Annotated in this window: 15 protein-coding genes; 6 read left to right on the top strand and 9 right to left on the bottom strand. The window is 61.4% G+C overall.

Going from position 1 to position 15,596, the window contains the following annotated elements:
• Positions 1 to 8 precede the first annotated feature (8 nt).
• Positions 9 to 977 (bottom strand): PD40 domain-containing protein, encoded by a 969-nt coding sequence (locus GSQ80_RS05355; RefSeq protein ID WP_158786631.1) that lies wholly within the window; start codon positions 975 to 977, stop codon positions 9 to 11.
• Between the two features lie 145 nt (positions 978 to 1,122).
• The gene (locus GSQ80_RS05350) at positions 1,123 to 2,592 is read right to left on the bottom strand and encodes a DUF2252 domain-containing protein (RefSeq protein WP_158786630.1); all 1,470 of its coding nucleotides are present in this window, start codon (positions 2,590 to 2,592) and stop codon (positions 1,123 to 1,125) included.
• 295 nt (positions 2,593 to 2,887) lie between these two features.
• Here GSQ80_RS05350 and GSQ80_RS05345 point away from each other — a divergent pair, with 295 nt between their 5' ends.
• The 4 genes from GSQ80_RS05345 to GSQ80_RS05330 all read left to right on the top strand — a co-directional run bounded on the left by GSQ80_RS05345 (position 2,888) and on the right by GSQ80_RS05330 (position 7,641).
• Entirely contained in the window at positions 2,888 to 3,595 is a 708-nt protein-coding gene (locus GSQ80_RS05345) for a Crp/Fnr family transcriptional regulator (RefSeq protein ID WP_158786629.1), read from the top strand.
• 139 nt (positions 3,596 to 3,734) lie between these two features.
• Positions 3,735 to 4,763 (top strand): deoxyribose-phosphate aldolase, encoded by a 1,029-nt coding sequence (deoC, locus tag GSQ80_RS05340; RefSeq protein ID WP_174241310.1) that lies wholly within the window; start codon positions 3,735 to 3,737, stop codon positions 4,761 to 4,763.
• 8 nt (positions 4,764 to 4,771) lie between these two features.
• The gene (locus tag GSQ80_RS05335) at positions 4,772 to 5,209 is read left to right on the top strand and encodes a hypothetical protein (RefSeq protein WP_158786628.1); all 438 of its coding nucleotides are present in this window, start codon (positions 4,772 to 4,774) and stop codon (positions 5,207 to 5,209) included.
• Between the two features lie 23 nt (positions 5,210 to 5,232).
• On the top strand, positions 5,233 to 7,641 hold the full coding sequence (locus GSQ80_RS05330; RefSeq protein WP_158786627.1) for an aldehyde dehydrogenase family protein: 2,409 nt from the start codon (positions 5,233 to 5,235) through the stop codon (positions 7,639 to 7,641).
• Between the two features lie 16 nt (positions 7,642 to 7,657).
• Here GSQ80_RS05330 and GSQ80_RS05325 read toward each other — a convergent pair whose 3' ends face one another.
• On the bottom strand, positions 7,658 to 8,614 hold the full coding sequence (locus GSQ80_RS05325; protein WP_158786625.1) for an oxidoreductase: 957 nt from the start codon (positions 8,612 to 8,614) through the stop codon (positions 7,658 to 7,660).
• A gap of 75 nt (positions 8,615 to 8,689) precedes the next feature.
• Between GSQ80_RS05325 and GSQ80_RS05320 the strand changes: the two genes are divergently transcribed.
• On the top strand, positions 8,690 to 9,103 hold the full coding sequence (locus GSQ80_RS05320; protein ID WP_158786623.1) for a helix-turn-helix domain-containing protein: 414 nt from the start codon (positions 8,690 to 8,692) through the stop codon (positions 9,101 to 9,103).
• A gap of 7 nt (positions 9,104 to 9,110) precedes the next feature.
• Here GSQ80_RS05320 and hemC read toward each other — a convergent pair whose 3' ends face one another.
• Positions 9,111 to 10,097, bottom strand: a complete 987-nt coding sequence (gene hemC / locus GSQ80_RS05315; protein WP_158786621.1) for a hydroxymethylbilane synthase — start codon at positions 10,095 to 10,097, stop codon at positions 9,111 to 9,113.
• A gap of 84 nt (positions 10,098 to 10,181) precedes the next feature.
• On the opposite strand from hemC, the gene GSQ80_RS05310 reads away from it, so the two are divergent.
• Positions 10,182 to 11,084, top strand: coding sequence for an SCO family protein (locus GSQ80_RS05310; RefSeq protein ID WP_158786619.1), 903 nt, complete (start codon positions 10,182 to 10,184; stop codon positions 11,082 to 11,084).
• 9 nt (positions 11,085 to 11,093) lie between these two features.
• Here the strand turns inward: GSQ80_RS05310 and GSQ80_RS05305 are convergent, their stop codons facing one another.
• The 5 genes from GSQ80_RS05305 to GSQ80_RS05285 all read right to left on the bottom strand — a co-directional run bounded on the left by GSQ80_RS05305 (position 11,094) and on the right by GSQ80_RS05285 (position 15,517).
• On the bottom strand, positions 11,094 to 12,533 hold the full coding sequence (locus GSQ80_RS05305) for an ATP-binding protein (protein WP_158786617.1): 1,440 nt from the start codon (positions 12,531 to 12,533) through the stop codon (positions 11,094 to 11,096).
• A gap of 211 nt (positions 12,534 to 12,744) precedes the next feature.
• The gene (gene hemA / locus GSQ80_RS05300) at positions 12,745 to 14,088 is read right to left on the bottom strand and encodes a glutamyl-tRNA reductase (RefSeq protein ID WP_158786615.1); all 1,344 of its coding nucleotides are present in this window, start codon (positions 14,086 to 14,088) and stop codon (positions 12,745 to 12,747) included.
• Entirely contained in the window at positions 14,085 to 14,900 is an 816-nt protein-coding gene (ccsA, locus tag GSQ80_RS05295) for a cytochrome c biogenesis protein CcsA (RefSeq protein WP_158786613.1), read from the bottom strand. Before ccsA ends, hemA begins: the two co-directional genes overlap by 4 nt.
• A gap of 99 nt (positions 14,901 to 14,999) precedes the next feature.
• On the bottom strand, positions 15,000 to 15,194 hold the full coding sequence (locus tag GSQ80_RS05290) for a hypothetical protein (RefSeq protein WP_158786611.1): 195 nt from the start codon (positions 15,192 to 15,194) through the stop codon (positions 15,000 to 15,002).
• An 83-nt stretch (positions 15,195 to 15,277) separates the two neighbouring features.
• The gene (locus GSQ80_RS05285; protein WP_158786609.1) at positions 15,278 to 15,517 is read right to left on the bottom strand and encodes a hypothetical protein; all 240 of its coding nucleotides are present in this window, start codon (positions 15,515 to 15,517) and stop codon (positions 15,278 to 15,280) included.
• Positions 15,518 to 15,596: the final 79 nt, after the last annotated feature.

Genomic DNA, 15,596 nt, shown 5'->3' with positions numbered 1-15,596 from the left:
ACGCCGCATTATTTGGTCGTCGCCCATCCGTAGACTTCTGGAGTTTTCCTGAACTTCGCTGTGAGGTTGAGCGTGGCGAGATCCAACTCGTAGATGTTTACCCGTGGATTCACCTCGTCTTCCTGCGGCCGTTCGATGAGGAGGTCTTTGGAATCGGGAGACCAGATGGCTGGCAGGAACAAATCCTCGTTCCATTTGAGAAACGTGACGACTTTGGAACCCGTCCCGTCGGGATGAACCAGGCTCAGGCGGCTGGGCGTGTCGGCATACTTTCCACTTCGAAATGCGGAGAAATCACTGAACGCAATCCACTCTCCCGAAGGCGACCAGGAAGGTTCGGTGCCCTCTGCAATCTTTGAGACGGTTCCGTCTTCGACATTAAAAACGTAGATCTCCGGAGACAGCAAAACTGAAGCCCCATCCGCTCCTCGTTGAAACTCCTTGTCGAAAGCAATGCGCCGGTTGTCAGGAGACCAGGTGAGGAAGCGAGCACCCTCCGTCGCTTCTGGGCCTACCGTTATCTTTCCAGTCTTCAAGTCGAGTACGTGAAGTAGAGAAGGCTCAGAAGCCATGTTGCTGCACGCCAGCTTGGTGCCATCCGGAGAAATTGCAACCGAGCCCCCCTTGATTTGGAGTTCGTTGTAATCCTTCCATTGATTGCCGGCAATATCGTAGGTTCCAACGATATACGTCGGCTTGTCTGCCAGGGTATTCACTGGGATCATGCGAGCGGAAGCCACGACGCGCCCATTCACCGAGATGCTTGGAATCACCACCCAACCGCCGCCACCTTGTATCTGTGTTGTCCTGTCGCCGACAGTTACCGCCAGGTCGTCCCTTAAATTTCCGACCAACAACGCTGCTGCCGGCAATCGTGGGAGGTTGTCCTTGCCTGCATCGACGGAGGAAGTGAAGGACAGGACACCGCACGCGGCGACCAGGAAGCTGGCAAGTCTTGCGATCCAAATGCTCTTCATGTCCGGATCCCCCGTCGTCGAATGATGTGCTTGTTTCCAGCTTAGTGCAACAGCCGATTCGCTTATTGACGGAGTTGATGCGTCGCTCGTTAAGCGCTGGTTACGAAGCCCGCGCTCGACCTGCCCGCGATAGAGCGGGCTACCGCTACTTTTTCTGCGGTAGCTGCTTCGCGGTTTTCTGGGGTGGCTGGTTCGTTTTCTTCTTGGGAACCTTCGGGGTGTCGCTGTCGAGGGCCTTCTTTGCGTCCCGCAGGTCCTTCGACTTGATCAGCGCTTCCCAGTCGCGCTCGGTCTTGTCCGAGTAGGCACGCGCGAAGCTGAGGATGGCGCGATCGAAGCGGTTGGAGGTGCCGAGGTAGGCGGCGATCGTGACCGGGTCGCCGGCGCGCGCGTGTCCGCGGGCCAGCATCTCGCCACAGATGTCGGCGAACCCGAGCAGCGAAGTCGGGTTCAGAATTTCGAGGTCGAGCGACGCCTTGTGATCGTTCAGCTGGCGCACCAGGTAGTCGCGCCCCTCAATGGTGGTGTAGCCGAGGAACGGGTCGGAGGTGAGCTGCATGGCGCGCTGTCCATCGACCACGCGGTGGCCTTCGTGGGTGTGGCCGGAGCCTTCCGGCAGATAGGGCGCGTAGGCCGACGCAGGCTCTTCCTTGAACTGGAGAAAGAGCGGGTCGACGCCGTGCGGACGGCTGAGGCCCTCGAAGTAGATGACGTAGTCGCGCAGGCCGACGGAGCCAGTTCCAACCACCTTGAAGGCGACGTCCTGCGCGACGTACTGATTCAGGAAGTGGACGCGCTCAGGCTGAAGCGTGCGACTGTAGGGCCCCAGCGCCGCCAGGACGAGGGCAGCTTCCTTCGCGCTGACACGCTCGAGCTGCGGAGGATTGGAGTGGAAGATGCGCGGGATTGCCGAGTTGCCAGTTGAGTTCAAAGTCGGGCTGGCCGCCGATCGGGCCGCCGCAGGGGCTGGCTGGGTGATCGACTTGAGCAGCTTTTGTGGCGTCGAGTGAGCGGCCTGCGACAGAATAGCGGGCATGGGTTCGGTCGCGCCGAGGCGATGAATCTGGTAACGCGCAAGCTCCAATACAGGCATGGCGGCAAACGTCTGCATCATGGTGCGATACTGCTGGGCAAAATGAAGCACCGCATCGCGCCGCGCCGCTCGCTTGACGCCGGCTGCCCTGCCCGCGAGGAGCAGGCTGGTGGCGAGACGCTTGACGTCATACTCGAACGGTCCGCGAATGGTCTCGTCAAAGTCGTTGATGTCGAAGACCAGCCGCCCGTCGAGCGCCGCAAAGGCACCGAGATTGAGGACGTGGGCGTCGCCGCAAAGCTGCGTGGTGATGCCGGTGTTGGGATGGCAGGCGAGATCGGCCGCCATGATCGGCACCGCTCCTCGAAAGAAGCCGAAGGGGCTGGCGGCCATGCGCTCGTACTTGATCGGGATGAGGCTGGGCACGCGCCCGGTCATGGCGGCCCGCAGGACCGCGAGGGGATCCTGTGTGCAGGTGGAAGCCTGAAAGTTGCCGTGCTCGCTGCGGGCAAGCTGCTTGCGTGCGCTGTGGCCGAGGGCCTGGCGATCGGCGTGATTGAGTGGTGCTACAGGTGTCGTCATAAAGTTGGGTCCGACTGTAAGATATAGGGCTTACAAATGCATAAATGTGGGTGTAGGATATCGGCCAAGTAATCCGGTATCTGGAGGAAAGACGCCTCCGATATCGCTTCGGGCCACAACTCGAACGAGCCTTTCATCATACTGCGCTCCCCGCGGCAAGGCCAAAACGCTCCCACCGCACAATGTACGCCTCCCGCGACCGTTATAGTCCGGCAAATGAGACCTTTACCGATTTTGCCGACTGCACCTGCAGGCAATGGAAGGACTCGTTCTCAAGAGATAAGAAGGACCGAACGTGCCTGCTACGACTGGAAACCTGCTGCTTGACGCGTTATCGCCTGAGCTTCGCGAAGGAATCCTAGCGCCCTGCCGCGCTATTGATCTTCCTAACCGAACCCAGCTCTATGAACAGGGCGAGGCGCCGGCTTACGTCTATTTCCTGTGCACGGGGGTAGCCTCGCTCGAGGTTGCGATGGCGGAAGGAGGTAGCGCCGAGGTGGGCCTGACTGGCCACGAGGGCGTGGTCGGCGCCATGCACCTGCTGGGACCGACCCCTACGCCGTCCCAGGCCTGCATCCTGGTGCAGGCTACGGCGCTAAGGATTCGGCTGGACGACCTGCGCGCAATCTTCATCACATCGGAAGAGCTGCGCGGCCGCATCCTCGAGTTCGTGCAACAGCAGAATGTCGCGCTCGAGCAGGTTGCAGCCTGCAACCGGCTGCACGAGGCCGAACAACGTCTGGCTCGGTGGCTGATGATGTGTCGCGATCGCTCCCAGCAGGACACCATGACCCTCACCCAGGAGTTCATGGCCGACATGCTCGGCACGCGCCGCACCACCGTCACCCTGGTGGCCGGCTCGCTGCAGGAGCGCGGCATGATCAGCTATCGCCGCGGCAAGGTCACCATCCTCGCCCCTGCAGAGCTAGAGAAGGCCGCGTGCCATTGCTATCGCATCTGCAACAATGCCCTGCGCAGTTTGTATCGCCCTCTGAACGCATAGCTCGGGGTGAGGCACGGAGCGCGACCGTAAGCCTTGCGGTATACACTTAATCGTTATCACCCTTAGCGGCCTGCCAGTGGATGGCGGGCCGGATTGTTTGGGTTTGCGCTGCGGGCGTGAGGCGGCGCGGGAGAGTTTTATGGCGACCAAAGAGGCGAAGGTGACGGAGCTACATAGGCACGCGGAGGCGGCCGCGCCGGTGATGTTGTATGGGCGCGAGATGTCGGCGAACCGGCGAATGCCGCTCAATCTCGATTGGGTGGAAGAGATCCGTGTGAATACCAGCGCGGTCGAGCGGCGCGCGGCTACGATACCTGCGCGGCGCAGTGTGAAGAAGGAGTGGCAGGCAGCGTGGCTGCTGCGCGCGATCGCTTGCATGGACCTGACGACTTTGTCAGGAGATGATTCCGCGGACCGCGTGCGGAGGTTGTGCGCGAAGGCGCGGCGGCCGGTGGAAGACAAGATTGTGAAGGCACTGGGGATTGAGGAGCTGGGGCTGACCGTCGGCGCGGTGTGCGTGTATCACGCGTTTGTCGAGACAGCCGTGAAGGCGCTGGAGGGCTCGGGGATACCCGTGGCCGCGGTGTCGACGGGCTTCCCTGCCGGGCTGTCGCCGCTGGAGACGCGGGTCGCGGAGATTCGGCGGAGCGTGGAGGCTGGGGCCAGCGAAATCGATATCGTCATCACGCGCGCGCATGTGTTCAACGGCGAGTGGAATGCGCTGTACGACGAGGTTGCCGCGTTCAAGGATGCGTGCGGACCGGCGCACATGAAGGCCATTCTCGGCACGGGCGATTTGCTGACGCTGCGCAACGTTGCGCGCGCGAGTTGGGTGGCCATGATGGCGGGGACGGACTTTATCAAGACATCGACCGGCAAAGAGGCCGTGAACGCTACGCTGCCCGTTTCGCTTGTCATGATTCGCGCGCTGCGGGAGTATGGCGAGCGGACAGGCATGGCGGTCGGGTTCAAGCCGGCGGGCGGGATTAAGACGGCCAAGCAGGCGCTGGATTGGATGGCGACCATGAAGGATGAGCTGGGGCGGTCGTGGCTGGAGCCGACGCTGTTCCGGTATGGCGCGAGTTCGATGCTGGGAGATATTGAACGGCAGTTGGAGCACTTTGTTACGGGAAGGTATTCGGCTGCGTATCGGCACCCGATTGCGTGAGGCACTCCTTGGCAAATCATTCAAAGCCGCAGACCGACCTTCTACCAGGCGCAGTACATGAAGAAATGTTCGTGCAGTCTTTCATCGAGAAAGCGCGGCGGGAACGTGCACTTGTCTTGATGAAAACGCCCGCCAAGAGGCATGAATTGACCGGCAAGCTAGCGCACTTAAATTGGCTCGACGAACGCTATGCAACGCAAGTTCCGGCCAGCGTAGCCCATACATCGGACGAGCTTGTGGCGCTCCTCAAACGAAATGGTGCAGGCCAATACGCATGGGTAATTTCTGAAGATAAAACGTTGGACGGGCGCCAACTCCCGCTTGATGAAGCTATGAAAACTATTTGGGGAATTTGCCAGTTCACCGCACTTTCGTGCATCCCGGGCAAACTTGCATTCGTACGCGGCGAGTCGATGAAGAGCGAATATCTGCTCCAACATCCGTAATCAGAGCAATTGAGAGGTCAGTAATGGCAAGCAGCATTGTGGAGAAGTTTGAGTCGATGGAGTATGGGCCGGCGCCGGAAGATGCTGGTGAGGTGAATCGCTGGCTGGAGGCGCATGGGCGGGCGTTTGGGTCTTACATTGATGGGGCGTGGACGGCGGCGGGATCGACGGCGAAGAGCGAATCGTTTGCCGTGAAGAATCCGGCGACTGGCGAGTTGTTGGCGACCGTGAATTCCGCTGGTGCCGCGGAGGTGGATCTTGCGGTGAAGGCTGCGCGGGCTGCGCTGCCGGGGTGGCAGGCGCTTACGGGGCATCAGCGGGCGCGGTATCTTTACGCGCTGGCGCGGCAGGTGCAGAAGCATGCTCGGCGGCTAGCCGTGCTCGAGACGCTGGACAATGGCAAGTCAATTCGCGAGTCGCGGGATATTGATATTCCGCTGGTGGCGCGGCACTTTTATCATCATGCCGGGTGGGCGCAAATTCTTGACGAGGAGTTTCCCGGGTATGCGCCGGCGGGTGTCGTCGGGCAGATTATTCCTTGGAACTTTCCGCTGCTGATGTTTGCGTGGAAGGTGGCGCCAGCGCTGGCTGCCGGATGCACCGTCGTGATCAAGCCGGCCGAGTACACGCCGCTCACCGCGATCATGTTTGCGGAGATCGCCGACGAGATTGGGCTGCCCAAGGGCGTGCTGAATGTGGTGAACGGCGATGGACGGACGGGCGCGGCCATTGTCGAACATCCGGGCATCGACAAGATTGCGTTCACCGGCTCGACCGAGGTTGGACGGATTATTCGGAAGGCCACGGCGAAGACCTCGAAGAAGCTGTCGCTGGAGCTCGGCGGGAAGAGCCCGTTCATCGTCTTCGACGACGCCGATCTCGACTCCGCGGTGGAAGGCCTCGTCGACGGCATCTGGTTCAACCAGGGGCAGGTATGCTGTGCCGGTTCGCGCCTCCTCGTGCAGGAGCGAATCGCCGAGCGGCTGTTCGAGAAGATTCGAGCGCGCATGCAGACGCTGCGGATTGGCTCGCCGCTGGATAAGGCCATCGACATTGGCGCGATCGTCGACCAGGTGCAGTACGACCGCATTGCGGCGCTGGTGAAGACCGGAATCGCCGAAGGCGCGACCTGCTGGCAGCCGGACGTGACGATGCCGGAGAAGGGGCTGTTCTTCAAGCCGACGCTGCTGACCGGCGTATCCCCAAGTGCAACCGTCGCGCAGGAGGAAATCTTTGGGCCGGTGCTGGTGGCGATGACGTTCCGCACGCCGGCCGAGGCTGTCGAGCTGGCGAACAACACGGCGTACGGGCTGGCCGCGAGCATCTGGAGCGAGAACATCAACGTCGCCTTGGATGTTGCGGCTCAAGTGAAGGCCGGCGTCGTGTGGGTGAACGCGACGAATCTTTTCGACGCGGCGTGTGGCTTCGGCGGCTATCGCGAGTCGGGCTACGGACGCGAGGGCGGCAAGGAAGGGATGTACGAGTACCTCGAGCCGGCGTGGCTGCGGGGGCAGGTTCTCAGTCCTCAGTTGTCAGTTGTCAGTGAGGTTGTTGCAACTGAGAACGGAGAACTAACAACTGAGAACGCCGTTGGCATCGATCGTACGGTGAAGAACTACATCGGCGGCAAGCAGGCTAGGCCTGACTCGGGGTACAGCTATCCAGTGTATGGACGCAATGGAAGCCTTGTAGGCGAAGCGCCGCTGGGGAGTCGCAAGGACCTTCGCAATGCCGTAGAAGCAGCGCGCGCCGCGGGCAAGTGGGCGAAGACAACAGCGCATGGGCGGGCGCAGGTGCTGTACTTCCTCGCTGAGAACCTCGTGCAGCGTCGCGCGGAAATCATCGCCAAGCTCGCCGCGTTTGTTGGACCGGAGCAGGCTGCGGTCGAGGTCGACCAGAGCGTTGAACGGACATTCACGTATGCGGCATGGGCGGACAAGTTCGAAGGCACGGTGCACAATCCTCCCGCACGCATGGTGACGCTGGCGATGAAAGAGGCGGTCGGCACGGTTGGAATTCTTGCGCCGGACGAGGCTCCGCTGCTTTCGCTACTCTCGCTCGTGCTGCCCGCAATTGCGATGGGCAACACGGTTGTTGCGGTTCCGAGCGAGCGCGCCGCTACCTTGATGGGCGAGCTCTACCAGGTCTTCGACACGAGCGATCTGCCGGGCGGCGTTGTGAATCTTGTTGCCGGGAAAGCCAGCGAGCTCGGCAAGACACTCGCCGAGCATGACGACATCGACGCGATCTGGAGCTTCCGCGACGAGGCGGCTTCCGCGATGGTAAAGGCTGCGTCCATCGGAAACCTCAAGCAAGTCTTCAGCAACGATGGCCGCGCCATCGATTGGTTCGATCCCGCGCAGGCGCAGGGCCGATGGTTCCTTCGCCACGCCACGCAGGTAAAGAACATCTGGGTACCCTACGGCGAGTAGTCTTTATTTCCGACGCCTACGCCGCGTCCGAGAGCGCACCGAAGCTCACGCCGGTAAGCCGCTCCGACTCCGCCCAGAGACGTTGCGCGAGTGCGACATCCTTCGCTGCAGCGGTGATCTTTGCGGGGACGGGGTAGCCCTTAAGCTCCTGGAAACCGCTGGGGCCGTAGTACCCGCCGGGGGTGGCTTCGGGCGCGGTTGCAGCGTACAGCGTTGGCAGCGCGCCATGAGCCGCATCCTGTGAGGCAAGGGGTTTGAGGATCATCATGCCGAAGCGCATAAGGAATGGAACGTTTTCGCCCGGGCCGGTTGTCTGCAGATTTGTGATCGCATAGCCGGGATGGGCGCCGGTGCTGAGGATGGGCGAGCCCATGGCCGTGAGTCGGCGCTGCAGCTCTTGCTGGAAGACTAGGTCGGCCAGCTTCGACTGCGCGTACGCCTGCCACATCGGGCTGTAGCGGCGCTGGGACTGCAGGTTGTCGAACTCGATCTTGCCTTGGTTGCTGACGCCGCTCGAAACCGTGACGATGCGAGAGCCGGGCTGCGGTTTGATCGACCAGAAGAGCAGCGCCGTAAGCGCGAAGGGGCCGAGATAGTTGGTCGCGAACTGGCGCTCGTAGCCGTCGACGGTCAGTTCGCGCGTCGGCACGGCCATCACGCCGGCATTGTTGATCAGCAGGTCGAGGCTCTGGCCCGGGAACATCTCGGCGACCCGCTTGGCAAACGCGTGCACCGAGTTCAGGTCGGCGAGATCGAGAATCTCCGGGATCAACTTTGCGTTCGGAACCTGGGCGCGGATGCGGGCGATCGCGTCGTTAGCCTTGGCCTCGGTCCGCGCTGGCAGAATAATCTCCGCGCCTTGCCGGGCCAGCTCCAGGGCTGCTTCCCAGCCAATGCCACTGTTTGCGCCGGTGATCAAAACCCGCCGGCCTGCTTGCGAGGGGATATCTTTGGTAGTCCATTCAGTCTTCATGAGAGTAGTATTGGCCCATTAGTATCTCTTGGCAAGTAGGCACCTTTCTTGCGCGTAGGTACCCGGAGGTAACCAATGGGAAACAGCGGCAAAGTCGAAGCGAATCGGTGGGAAGAAATCAACGCCGCGTGCGACGCCCTCTCTGAAACCGAAGAGGAACTGACGCGCGAAATGGTAATGCGCCTGGCGGATAAATGGTCGCTGTGGACGCTGGCGATCCTGGCCGAGGAGGACGGCCCGCTGAGATTTACTCGGCTCATGGAGCGGGTGGAAGGGGTGAGTCAGAAGTCGCTTACCAAGACGCTGCGGGCGCTGGAGCGCGATGGATTGATCACGCGTCAGATCTTCGCCGAAGTGCCCCCGCGCGTGGAATACACCATTACGGCTCTGGGGCTGGAGCTGCTCTCGCACGTTGAGCCGCTGTGGAACTGGGTCGCTCGGAGCGTTCCGCAATTTCAGCGCACCCGCCAGGAGTTCGAAGCACGGTAAGGCTGTGTCAGGCAGGCGCGGTTTCCGCCAACAACTCCTGCGCCCCGCGTTCGATCAACGCCTCTGCAACCGAAGCGCCGAGGTCGCATGCGGCAGTGCCTAACGGAGCCTTCTTGATTACGTGCGCGGCCTGCTCGCCATCACGCGCGACAACCATTGCGTGTAGATGCCACGTGTCGTCCACACGATGACAATAGGCGCCCAGCGGCAACTGGCAGCCGCCACCGAGCGCATTCAGCACCGCGCGCTCGGCCTGCGTGGCAAACTCCGCATCGGGGTCGTTGAGCGCACGCACCGCCTTGTAGATAAACGGATCGCGCTCGGGATCTTCGGTGTCGAGTGGATGCTCTGCGCTGCGCGTCTCGAGGCCAAGTGCTCCCTGCCCTGGCGCCGGCGTCAATTCGTCGACGCTAAATCTATAGTGCACATGTTCGGTGTGGCCGAGGCGATCGAGACCGGCGCATGCAAGCACTAGCGCGTCGGCTTGACCTTCGGACCACTTGCGCAGGCGCGTGTCGATGTTGCCGCGCATCTCGACGAAGCGTACATCGGGGCGCAGAGCGAGAATCATGGCCTGCCGCCGCGGGCTGGTGGTCGCGATGGTCGAGTCGGAGGGGAGCATGTGCAGGCCCCAATGCTTCTCACAGACGAAGGCATCGCGTGCGTCGACACGGGGAGGAATCGCGGCGAGTGCAAAGCGCTCATGCAGCGTGGTCGGCAGATCTTTGAGCGAGTGGACGGCAAGGTCGATCCTGCCAACTAGCAGCGCGTCTTCGATCTCCTTGATGAAGATGCCCTTTGCATCGAGCGGCGTGCCGTCCTCAAAGGTTGCGGGGGCGACGAAGCTTGGGTCCTGCATGCGGTCGCCGACCGTGCGGATGACTTCAATCTCTACCGTGTGGCCGTGGCTGCGAAGCTCGGCGGCAACATGGTTGGCCTGCCACAAGGCAAGCTGCGAGCCGCGCGATCCAATTCGAATCGTGTATGTATTCACATTCGTTAGGATACGCGGTTTGGGTGGGTGCTCGCATGTGCTTCGAGTCGCGGCGCACGTTTATCATGGAGACGTAAGGAAACGGTGAAGCGATTGAGGCTGGGACTGAAGGAACTTGGAGCGGCGGTGATGTTTGCGGGAAGTCTGGCTTCCCCCCTGCTGCACGCGCAGGGCTATGAAGCGGACAAACCCATGGGCATGGCTGCCCAGCAGATGCCCGCCTATCTCGCCCACGCAGGAATCGAGCAACGTCTCGGCCAGCCCCTGCCGATGGCCGCCGTCTTCACCGACGAAACTGGTCGCACGGGCCCGCTCAGCAGCTGGTTCAGCAACAAGCCGGTAGTGATGGCGGAGGTGTATTACCAGTGCGCGATGATGTGTCCGCAGGTGCAGCATGGCCTCGCCACCGGCCTCGCGCAAACCACGCTCAAGCCCGGCAGCGACTATCAGGTGCTCGTGGTCAGCATCGACACAATGGACAAACCCGCCAACGCCGTCGACGAAAAAAAGACCTTTCTCAGTGAAGCCGGATGGACGAATAATCCAACAGCCGCAAACGCTGTGCACTTCCTCACCGCTGACCAGCCGAGCATCGACGCAATCACCAACGCTTCCGGTTTCCACTACGTGCGCGTGCCCGGTCCCGACGGCAAGATGGACCAGTTCGCGCACTCCAGCGTCATCATGTTTGCCACGCCGGATGGCCGCATGTCGCGCTATCTTTCCGGCATCGACTACCCTGCCCGCGACCTGCGTATGGCACTGCTCCAGGCGGGCGACAAGAAGATCAGCAACCCGGTCGACCTGCTCATCCTCTACTGCTGCAACTACAGCCCGGCGGTGGGCCGCTATTCGGTGTCCATCGTGCGCATCCTTGGAATCGCCGGCATGATCACGATGGTCATTGTGGCCGGGATGATTTTCCTGCTCACGCGCAAACCAAAGGGGCTCGCACCTACGGTCGCAGGACACTCGCCGCAGTCCTAGCGCGGCAACTCAGGCAGTCACTGGGAACTCGACCCGGAACTGTGTCGTCGCACCCGAAGGCAGCTCTTGTTCTGTGCTGCTTTCGGCGAAGATGTGGCCACCGTTTTTCTCCACCAGCTCGCGCGTCACCCACAACCCAATGCCCGTGCCCACTTCTTCCTTGGTGCTGAAGAAGGCCTCAAAGATTCGCGGCAGATGGATGGGGTCGATGCCCTCGCCGTTATCTTCCACCTCCAGCACGGCCTTCTCACCTTCGCGCGCAATACGAATTCGAATCCACGCGTGCTCGATGCCCACCGCATCCGCGGCGTTGGCGATGAGGTTGGTCACAATCTGCCGCAGCTCATGCGGAGCGATCGTGATGCTGACGTCCGGCTCGTAGCGGCGCTCCACCCGGACGCCCTTGGTTTCGAAGCGGTGGTTGAAGATCGAGAGAACCTCATTGACCACGTCGGCCATCTCGGTCTCATCCGTGCTGGCACTGGTGCGAACAAAGCCCAGCGTCAGGCGAGTGATGTTGCTCAGCCGCGCCAGCTCGCGCTCAGCGGTGGCCAGGTAGATCTGCGTCTCGGAATCCAGCGATTGGCTCGCCTGCGCAAGAAACAGCAGGTTGGTCACCGACTCCAGCGGGTTGTTGATCTCGTGCGCCACCGTCGACGCCAATCGGCCCATCGCCGCCAGCTTCTCGGCGCGCAGCAGAGCGGCTTCTGTCTTCTTGCGCTCTGTGATGTCGAGCGTGACGCCGCGCCACACGCAGCCCCGTCCAGCCACACGATTGCCACGCATCTCCAGCGTATGAATCTCTCCATTCGGCCAGGTCACGCGATGTTCAAACACCACCGGCTCCCACGATGTCCGCATGCGCAGCATCAACTCGCGCAGCCGCACATCATCCTCGGGATGCACCAGGGGTTGGAGCGAAGAGAGCTGTTCCAACTCGCTGTACGGCCGGCCATAGAGCTGATAGCTGCCGCTGTACCAGCGCTCACTGCGGCCGCTATCCAGATCCAGCGTCCAGCATGCGCAGCGGCTGCTGTTGAGCGACGACACCAGGTCATCCGTGCGCTCCTGCAGCGACACCAGCGTCGCCTCCAGCTTCTCTTCTGATTGCCTCCGGTTGCGGCTCATGAACCAGACCACCAACGCCGCGGCCAGCATGATCAGCACATGCAGCAACTCGTACGAAAATGAAAAAGAGTGATCGGGAATGATCGAGAGATAAAGGATGCGCGTGACCACTGCGACCGCGATCGCAACCAGCGAAGGCGCAAGGCCGCCAAGGATCCCGACAATCACCACCGCCAGCAGGTTTGTGGAGTTGGGTATGCCGTGCAGAAACGCCATGTGTTGCGTCAGTACCGTTCCCAACACGGGCAGCAGCACGGCAAGCACATAGGCTAATCGAAGGCGCGATTGCCGACCGGGCCGCAATGGCGCTATGGGACTCATTTCAGCTTGCTCTCCTACCTGTCACTCTATGGTTATGATTCGCGGCCTGACATCACCGGACCCCTCTTAAGTTTACCTCAGCGCCGTGAAGCATTCATGGCATCAACGATCGCTGCGACCCGTGTTCATCGAAAGAAATTTCCGCGTCGCGCGCCAGCTCTTCTGGGTAAATACGTAGTAATCACAATCATTGGTTAGACGCAGCCCGGTCCTACTCGTCTGACTCGCGTTCGGCTGCCATTTCGCGCAGCGCCGCAATCTGTGGATGAAGCAGCTTGCCAGTCAGCGACTTGGTCAGGCGATCGACCGCAGCCAGTTGCTCGGGCGTCAGAGGCTGTCCCGCGAGCTGATGCATGATTCGCGCCATTTCCTGGTGCCGCACCTCTTCTGCGCTCGTCAGCAGTTCCTTAATCGACTCCGTTACCGGCGCCTGCGAGATCCGGTCGCTGTAGCGCGCCACCTCCCGCGTCACAATCGACTCGGCCGCCTCGGCCTCGCGATTGCGCACCGCCTTGTTCTGCATCGCCACCTGTTGCAGGTCGTCGATGTCATATACAAAACAGCCGTCGACTTTATTCACCTCGGGCGCTACGTCGCGGGGCACCGCAATGTCGATGAAGAACACCGGCCGATTCTTGCGACGCTGCAAGACCGCCCGCGCGCTCTCTGGCGTAAACACCTGGCCCGCGCCCGTACTCGTGATCACGATGTCGGCGCGATGCGCCTGCTCATGCAGTTGATCGATCGGAATTACCCCGGTCGTAATGCTCGGCGTGCGCAGCGCATCGGCAATCGCCTGCGCCTTCGACTCGGTCCGATTCGCCACCAGCAGCACCGTCGCGCCCTGCTGGATGAGGTGCCGCGCGGTCAGGTCGCTCATCTTGCCCGCGCCCACGAGCAGCACTGTCTTGCCGGCGAGCGATCCAAAGATCTTGCGCGCCAGCTCCGCGGCAACCGAGGCTACGGAGACCGTCGTGTTACCGATCTGCGTCTCCGTCCTCACCTTCTTGGCCACCGAGAACGCCCGCTGCAGCAGCGGGTCGAGCATCGTCTTCACCGCACCGACTTCGCGGCCCACCGTCCAGGACTGCTTCACCTGCCCCAGGATCTGCGGCTCGCCCACGACCATGGAGTCGAGGGAGCTCGCCACACGAAACAGATGCCGGATCGCATCGCGCTCGTGATACTCGTACACGTGCGGCTCGATATCGGTCGTTCGGACCTGCAGGTACTCATGCAGAAAGTGAATCACGCTCAGCGCCGGCGCCTGCCGCTTGCCCGCGCGCGCCTCCGCGTTCTCTTCGTTCACTCCGTCCTGGACGGTCAAAATCTCAACGCGATTGCAGGTGGAAAGGATCAGCGCCTCGCGAATCCCCGGCTGATCCACCAGCGTGCGCGTCGCGTCCGCCAGCCGATGCCCAGGGATCGCCAACCGCTCGCGCACCGCAATCGGCGCGGTGGTATGGCTCACCCCCAGCAACAGCAACTGCTGCGAAGACTGCGGCGTCGACCGCACAGTCTCTTCGAACTTCGCGTCATGCGTCAAATCGCTCATGGCGTCTTGAACCTATGCACGGCCGACAGCGAGTTCGCTGCCCATACCCCGACCATCACGAGAAACACGAAGCATGACAAATACACCGCGCGCCGTCCGCGCAATCCGCTGTTGCTGCGGATATAGATCATCAGGATGTAGGCAATCCACATCGCAATCGAGAGCAGCACCTTGGGGTCCGCGAAGAAGGCAGGCCCAATGGATTGGATCGCAAGCACCGACCCAATCAGCAACCCCGCCGTCATGCAGGGGAGGCCAAAGCGCAGCGAATTCAAGCCGATCTGGTCCAGGGTCTCGAGCGGCGGCAGCCATCCGCGCTGCGACTCCGTTCGCTTCTCCTTCAGCCGTCGTTCCTGGATCAGGTAGAGCATGCTCGCGATCAGCGACAGAAACATCGCCGCATAGGCCGCCAGCAACAGCGCAATGTGCAGCAGAATCCAGCCCGTCCGCACCAGCGGGTAGGCGATTTGCTCATGGCCAGGATGGAACGCCGGAACAATCGCCAGCAGCACCGCGATCGGCAGCAGAAAAATCCCGAAAGACACGGTCCGGTAGCGCGCTGCCAGGATCAGGAACCCCACCACCAGCAGGAGGCCCAGCATAGACAGCGTCTCGTGGGTGTCTACGGGTAAGGCGCGATGCGCCGCGTACAGGGTCTCAGCAATGGAGACAAAGTGGAAAAACGCCCCCAGGAACGCCGCCGGCACCGCGATATGGCGCCAGCGCGGGCGGTTATAGAGCGCGGCGGGCAGTACCGCGAGGGCGGCAACGCCGTAGAGAATCACCGCAAGTCGGAGCCAGAGCAGGGTCATACGTTCAGCTTCGCGCGCAGATTATGCACGAAAATCCAGTATATCTGCATTGCTCGGTCGATTTGTGACCACGCTCACAGACCGGAGATCGCAACCGCCTCAGTGCGCAGCCAGCCGATATATCTGGAACGTAAACCAGCCGATTGCTGCCCAACAAAGGGTTGAAGCGGCTAGAACGATCACCACGCGAAGGATCTTGCGGAGACTCACCGGCGCACGACCACTCTTGCGCGAGCGCCGCACATTCAAACCAACGGGATCAAAAGAAAACGTATTCCCAGAATTGTGCATCATCGTACCTTTCGTACGCCACACAACAGCAGGAAAAATAGAATCCTACATCCGGCGTACGTGAATGGGCAAGGCAAACTTCACATTTAGCGCGCTTTACTTGAGTCGTACGCTATGGATTGCTCGAGATACGACTGAAGTTTCCCCTCAATCAGCGAAATGGGCAGCATAAACGGCCGATCCACGATCTCGACCGCCAGTTTGCCCTCCCCGTAGACATACTTCGCTGTCACGCCGTCTTTGCTCAGGGTCCCCGTGGTTCCAGCCAGCTCGATACCGTTTGCACGCAGACGTTCGGTGGCCGCAGCGAACTGCGTCTCAGACATCGGAATCTCGATCATCCTGCCAGTCTAGGGGCACGCGCAGGGTTTCGCCAAGCGGGTGGCACAGGCGTCTGCGATATGA

Origin of the sequence: Granulicella sp. L46 (assembly GCF_009765785.1) — a bacterium.
Taxonomy (GTDB): domain Bacteria; phylum Acidobacteriota; class Terriglobia; order Terriglobales; family Acidobacteriaceae; genus Granulicella.
This window is presented reverse-complemented; position numbering and strand designations above follow the sequence as displayed.

Coding starts and splice junctions, on each gene's coding strand:
- GSQ80_RS05330 (WP_158786627.1), top strand. CDS start 5,233: ATGGCAAGCAGCATTGTGGAGAAGTTTGAGTCGATGGAGTATGGGCCG.
- GSQ80_RS05350 (WP_158786630.1), bottom strand. CDS start 2,592: ATGACGACACCTGTAGCACCACTCAATCACGCCGATCGCCAGGCCCTC.
- deoC (WP_174241310.1), top strand. CDS start 3,735: ATGGCGACCAAAGAGGCGAAGGTGACGGAGCTACATAGGCACGCGGAG.
- GSQ80_RS05320 (WP_158786623.1), top strand. CDS start 8,690: ATGGGAAACAGCGGCAAAGTCGAAGCGAATCGGTGGGAAGAAATCAAC.
- hemA (WP_158786615.1), bottom strand. CDS start 14,088: ATGAGCGATTTGACGCATGACGCGAAGTTCGAAGAGACTGTGCGGTCG.
- ccsA (WP_158786613.1), bottom strand. CDS start 14,900: ATGACCCTGCTCTGGCTCCGACTTGCGGTGATTCTCTACGGCGTTGCC.
- GSQ80_RS05285 (WP_158786609.1), bottom strand. CDS start 15,517: ATGTCTGAGACGCAGTTCGCTGCGGCCACCGAACGTCTGCGTGCAAAC.
- GSQ80_RS05290 (WP_158786611.1), bottom strand. CDS start 15,194: ATGATGCACAATTCTGGGAATACGTTTTCTTTTGATCCCGTTGGTTTG.
- GSQ80_RS05355 (WP_158786631.1), bottom strand. CDS start 977: ATGAAGAGCATTTGGATCGCAAGACTTGCCAGCTTCCTGGTCGCCGCG.
- GSQ80_RS05305 (WP_158786617.1), bottom strand. CDS start 12,533: ATGAGTCCCATAGCGCCATTGCGGCCCGGTCGGCAATCGCGCCTTCGA.
- GSQ80_RS05325 (WP_158786625.1), bottom strand. CDS start 8,614: ATGAAGACTGAATGGACTACCAAAGATATCCCCTCGCAAGCAGGCCGG.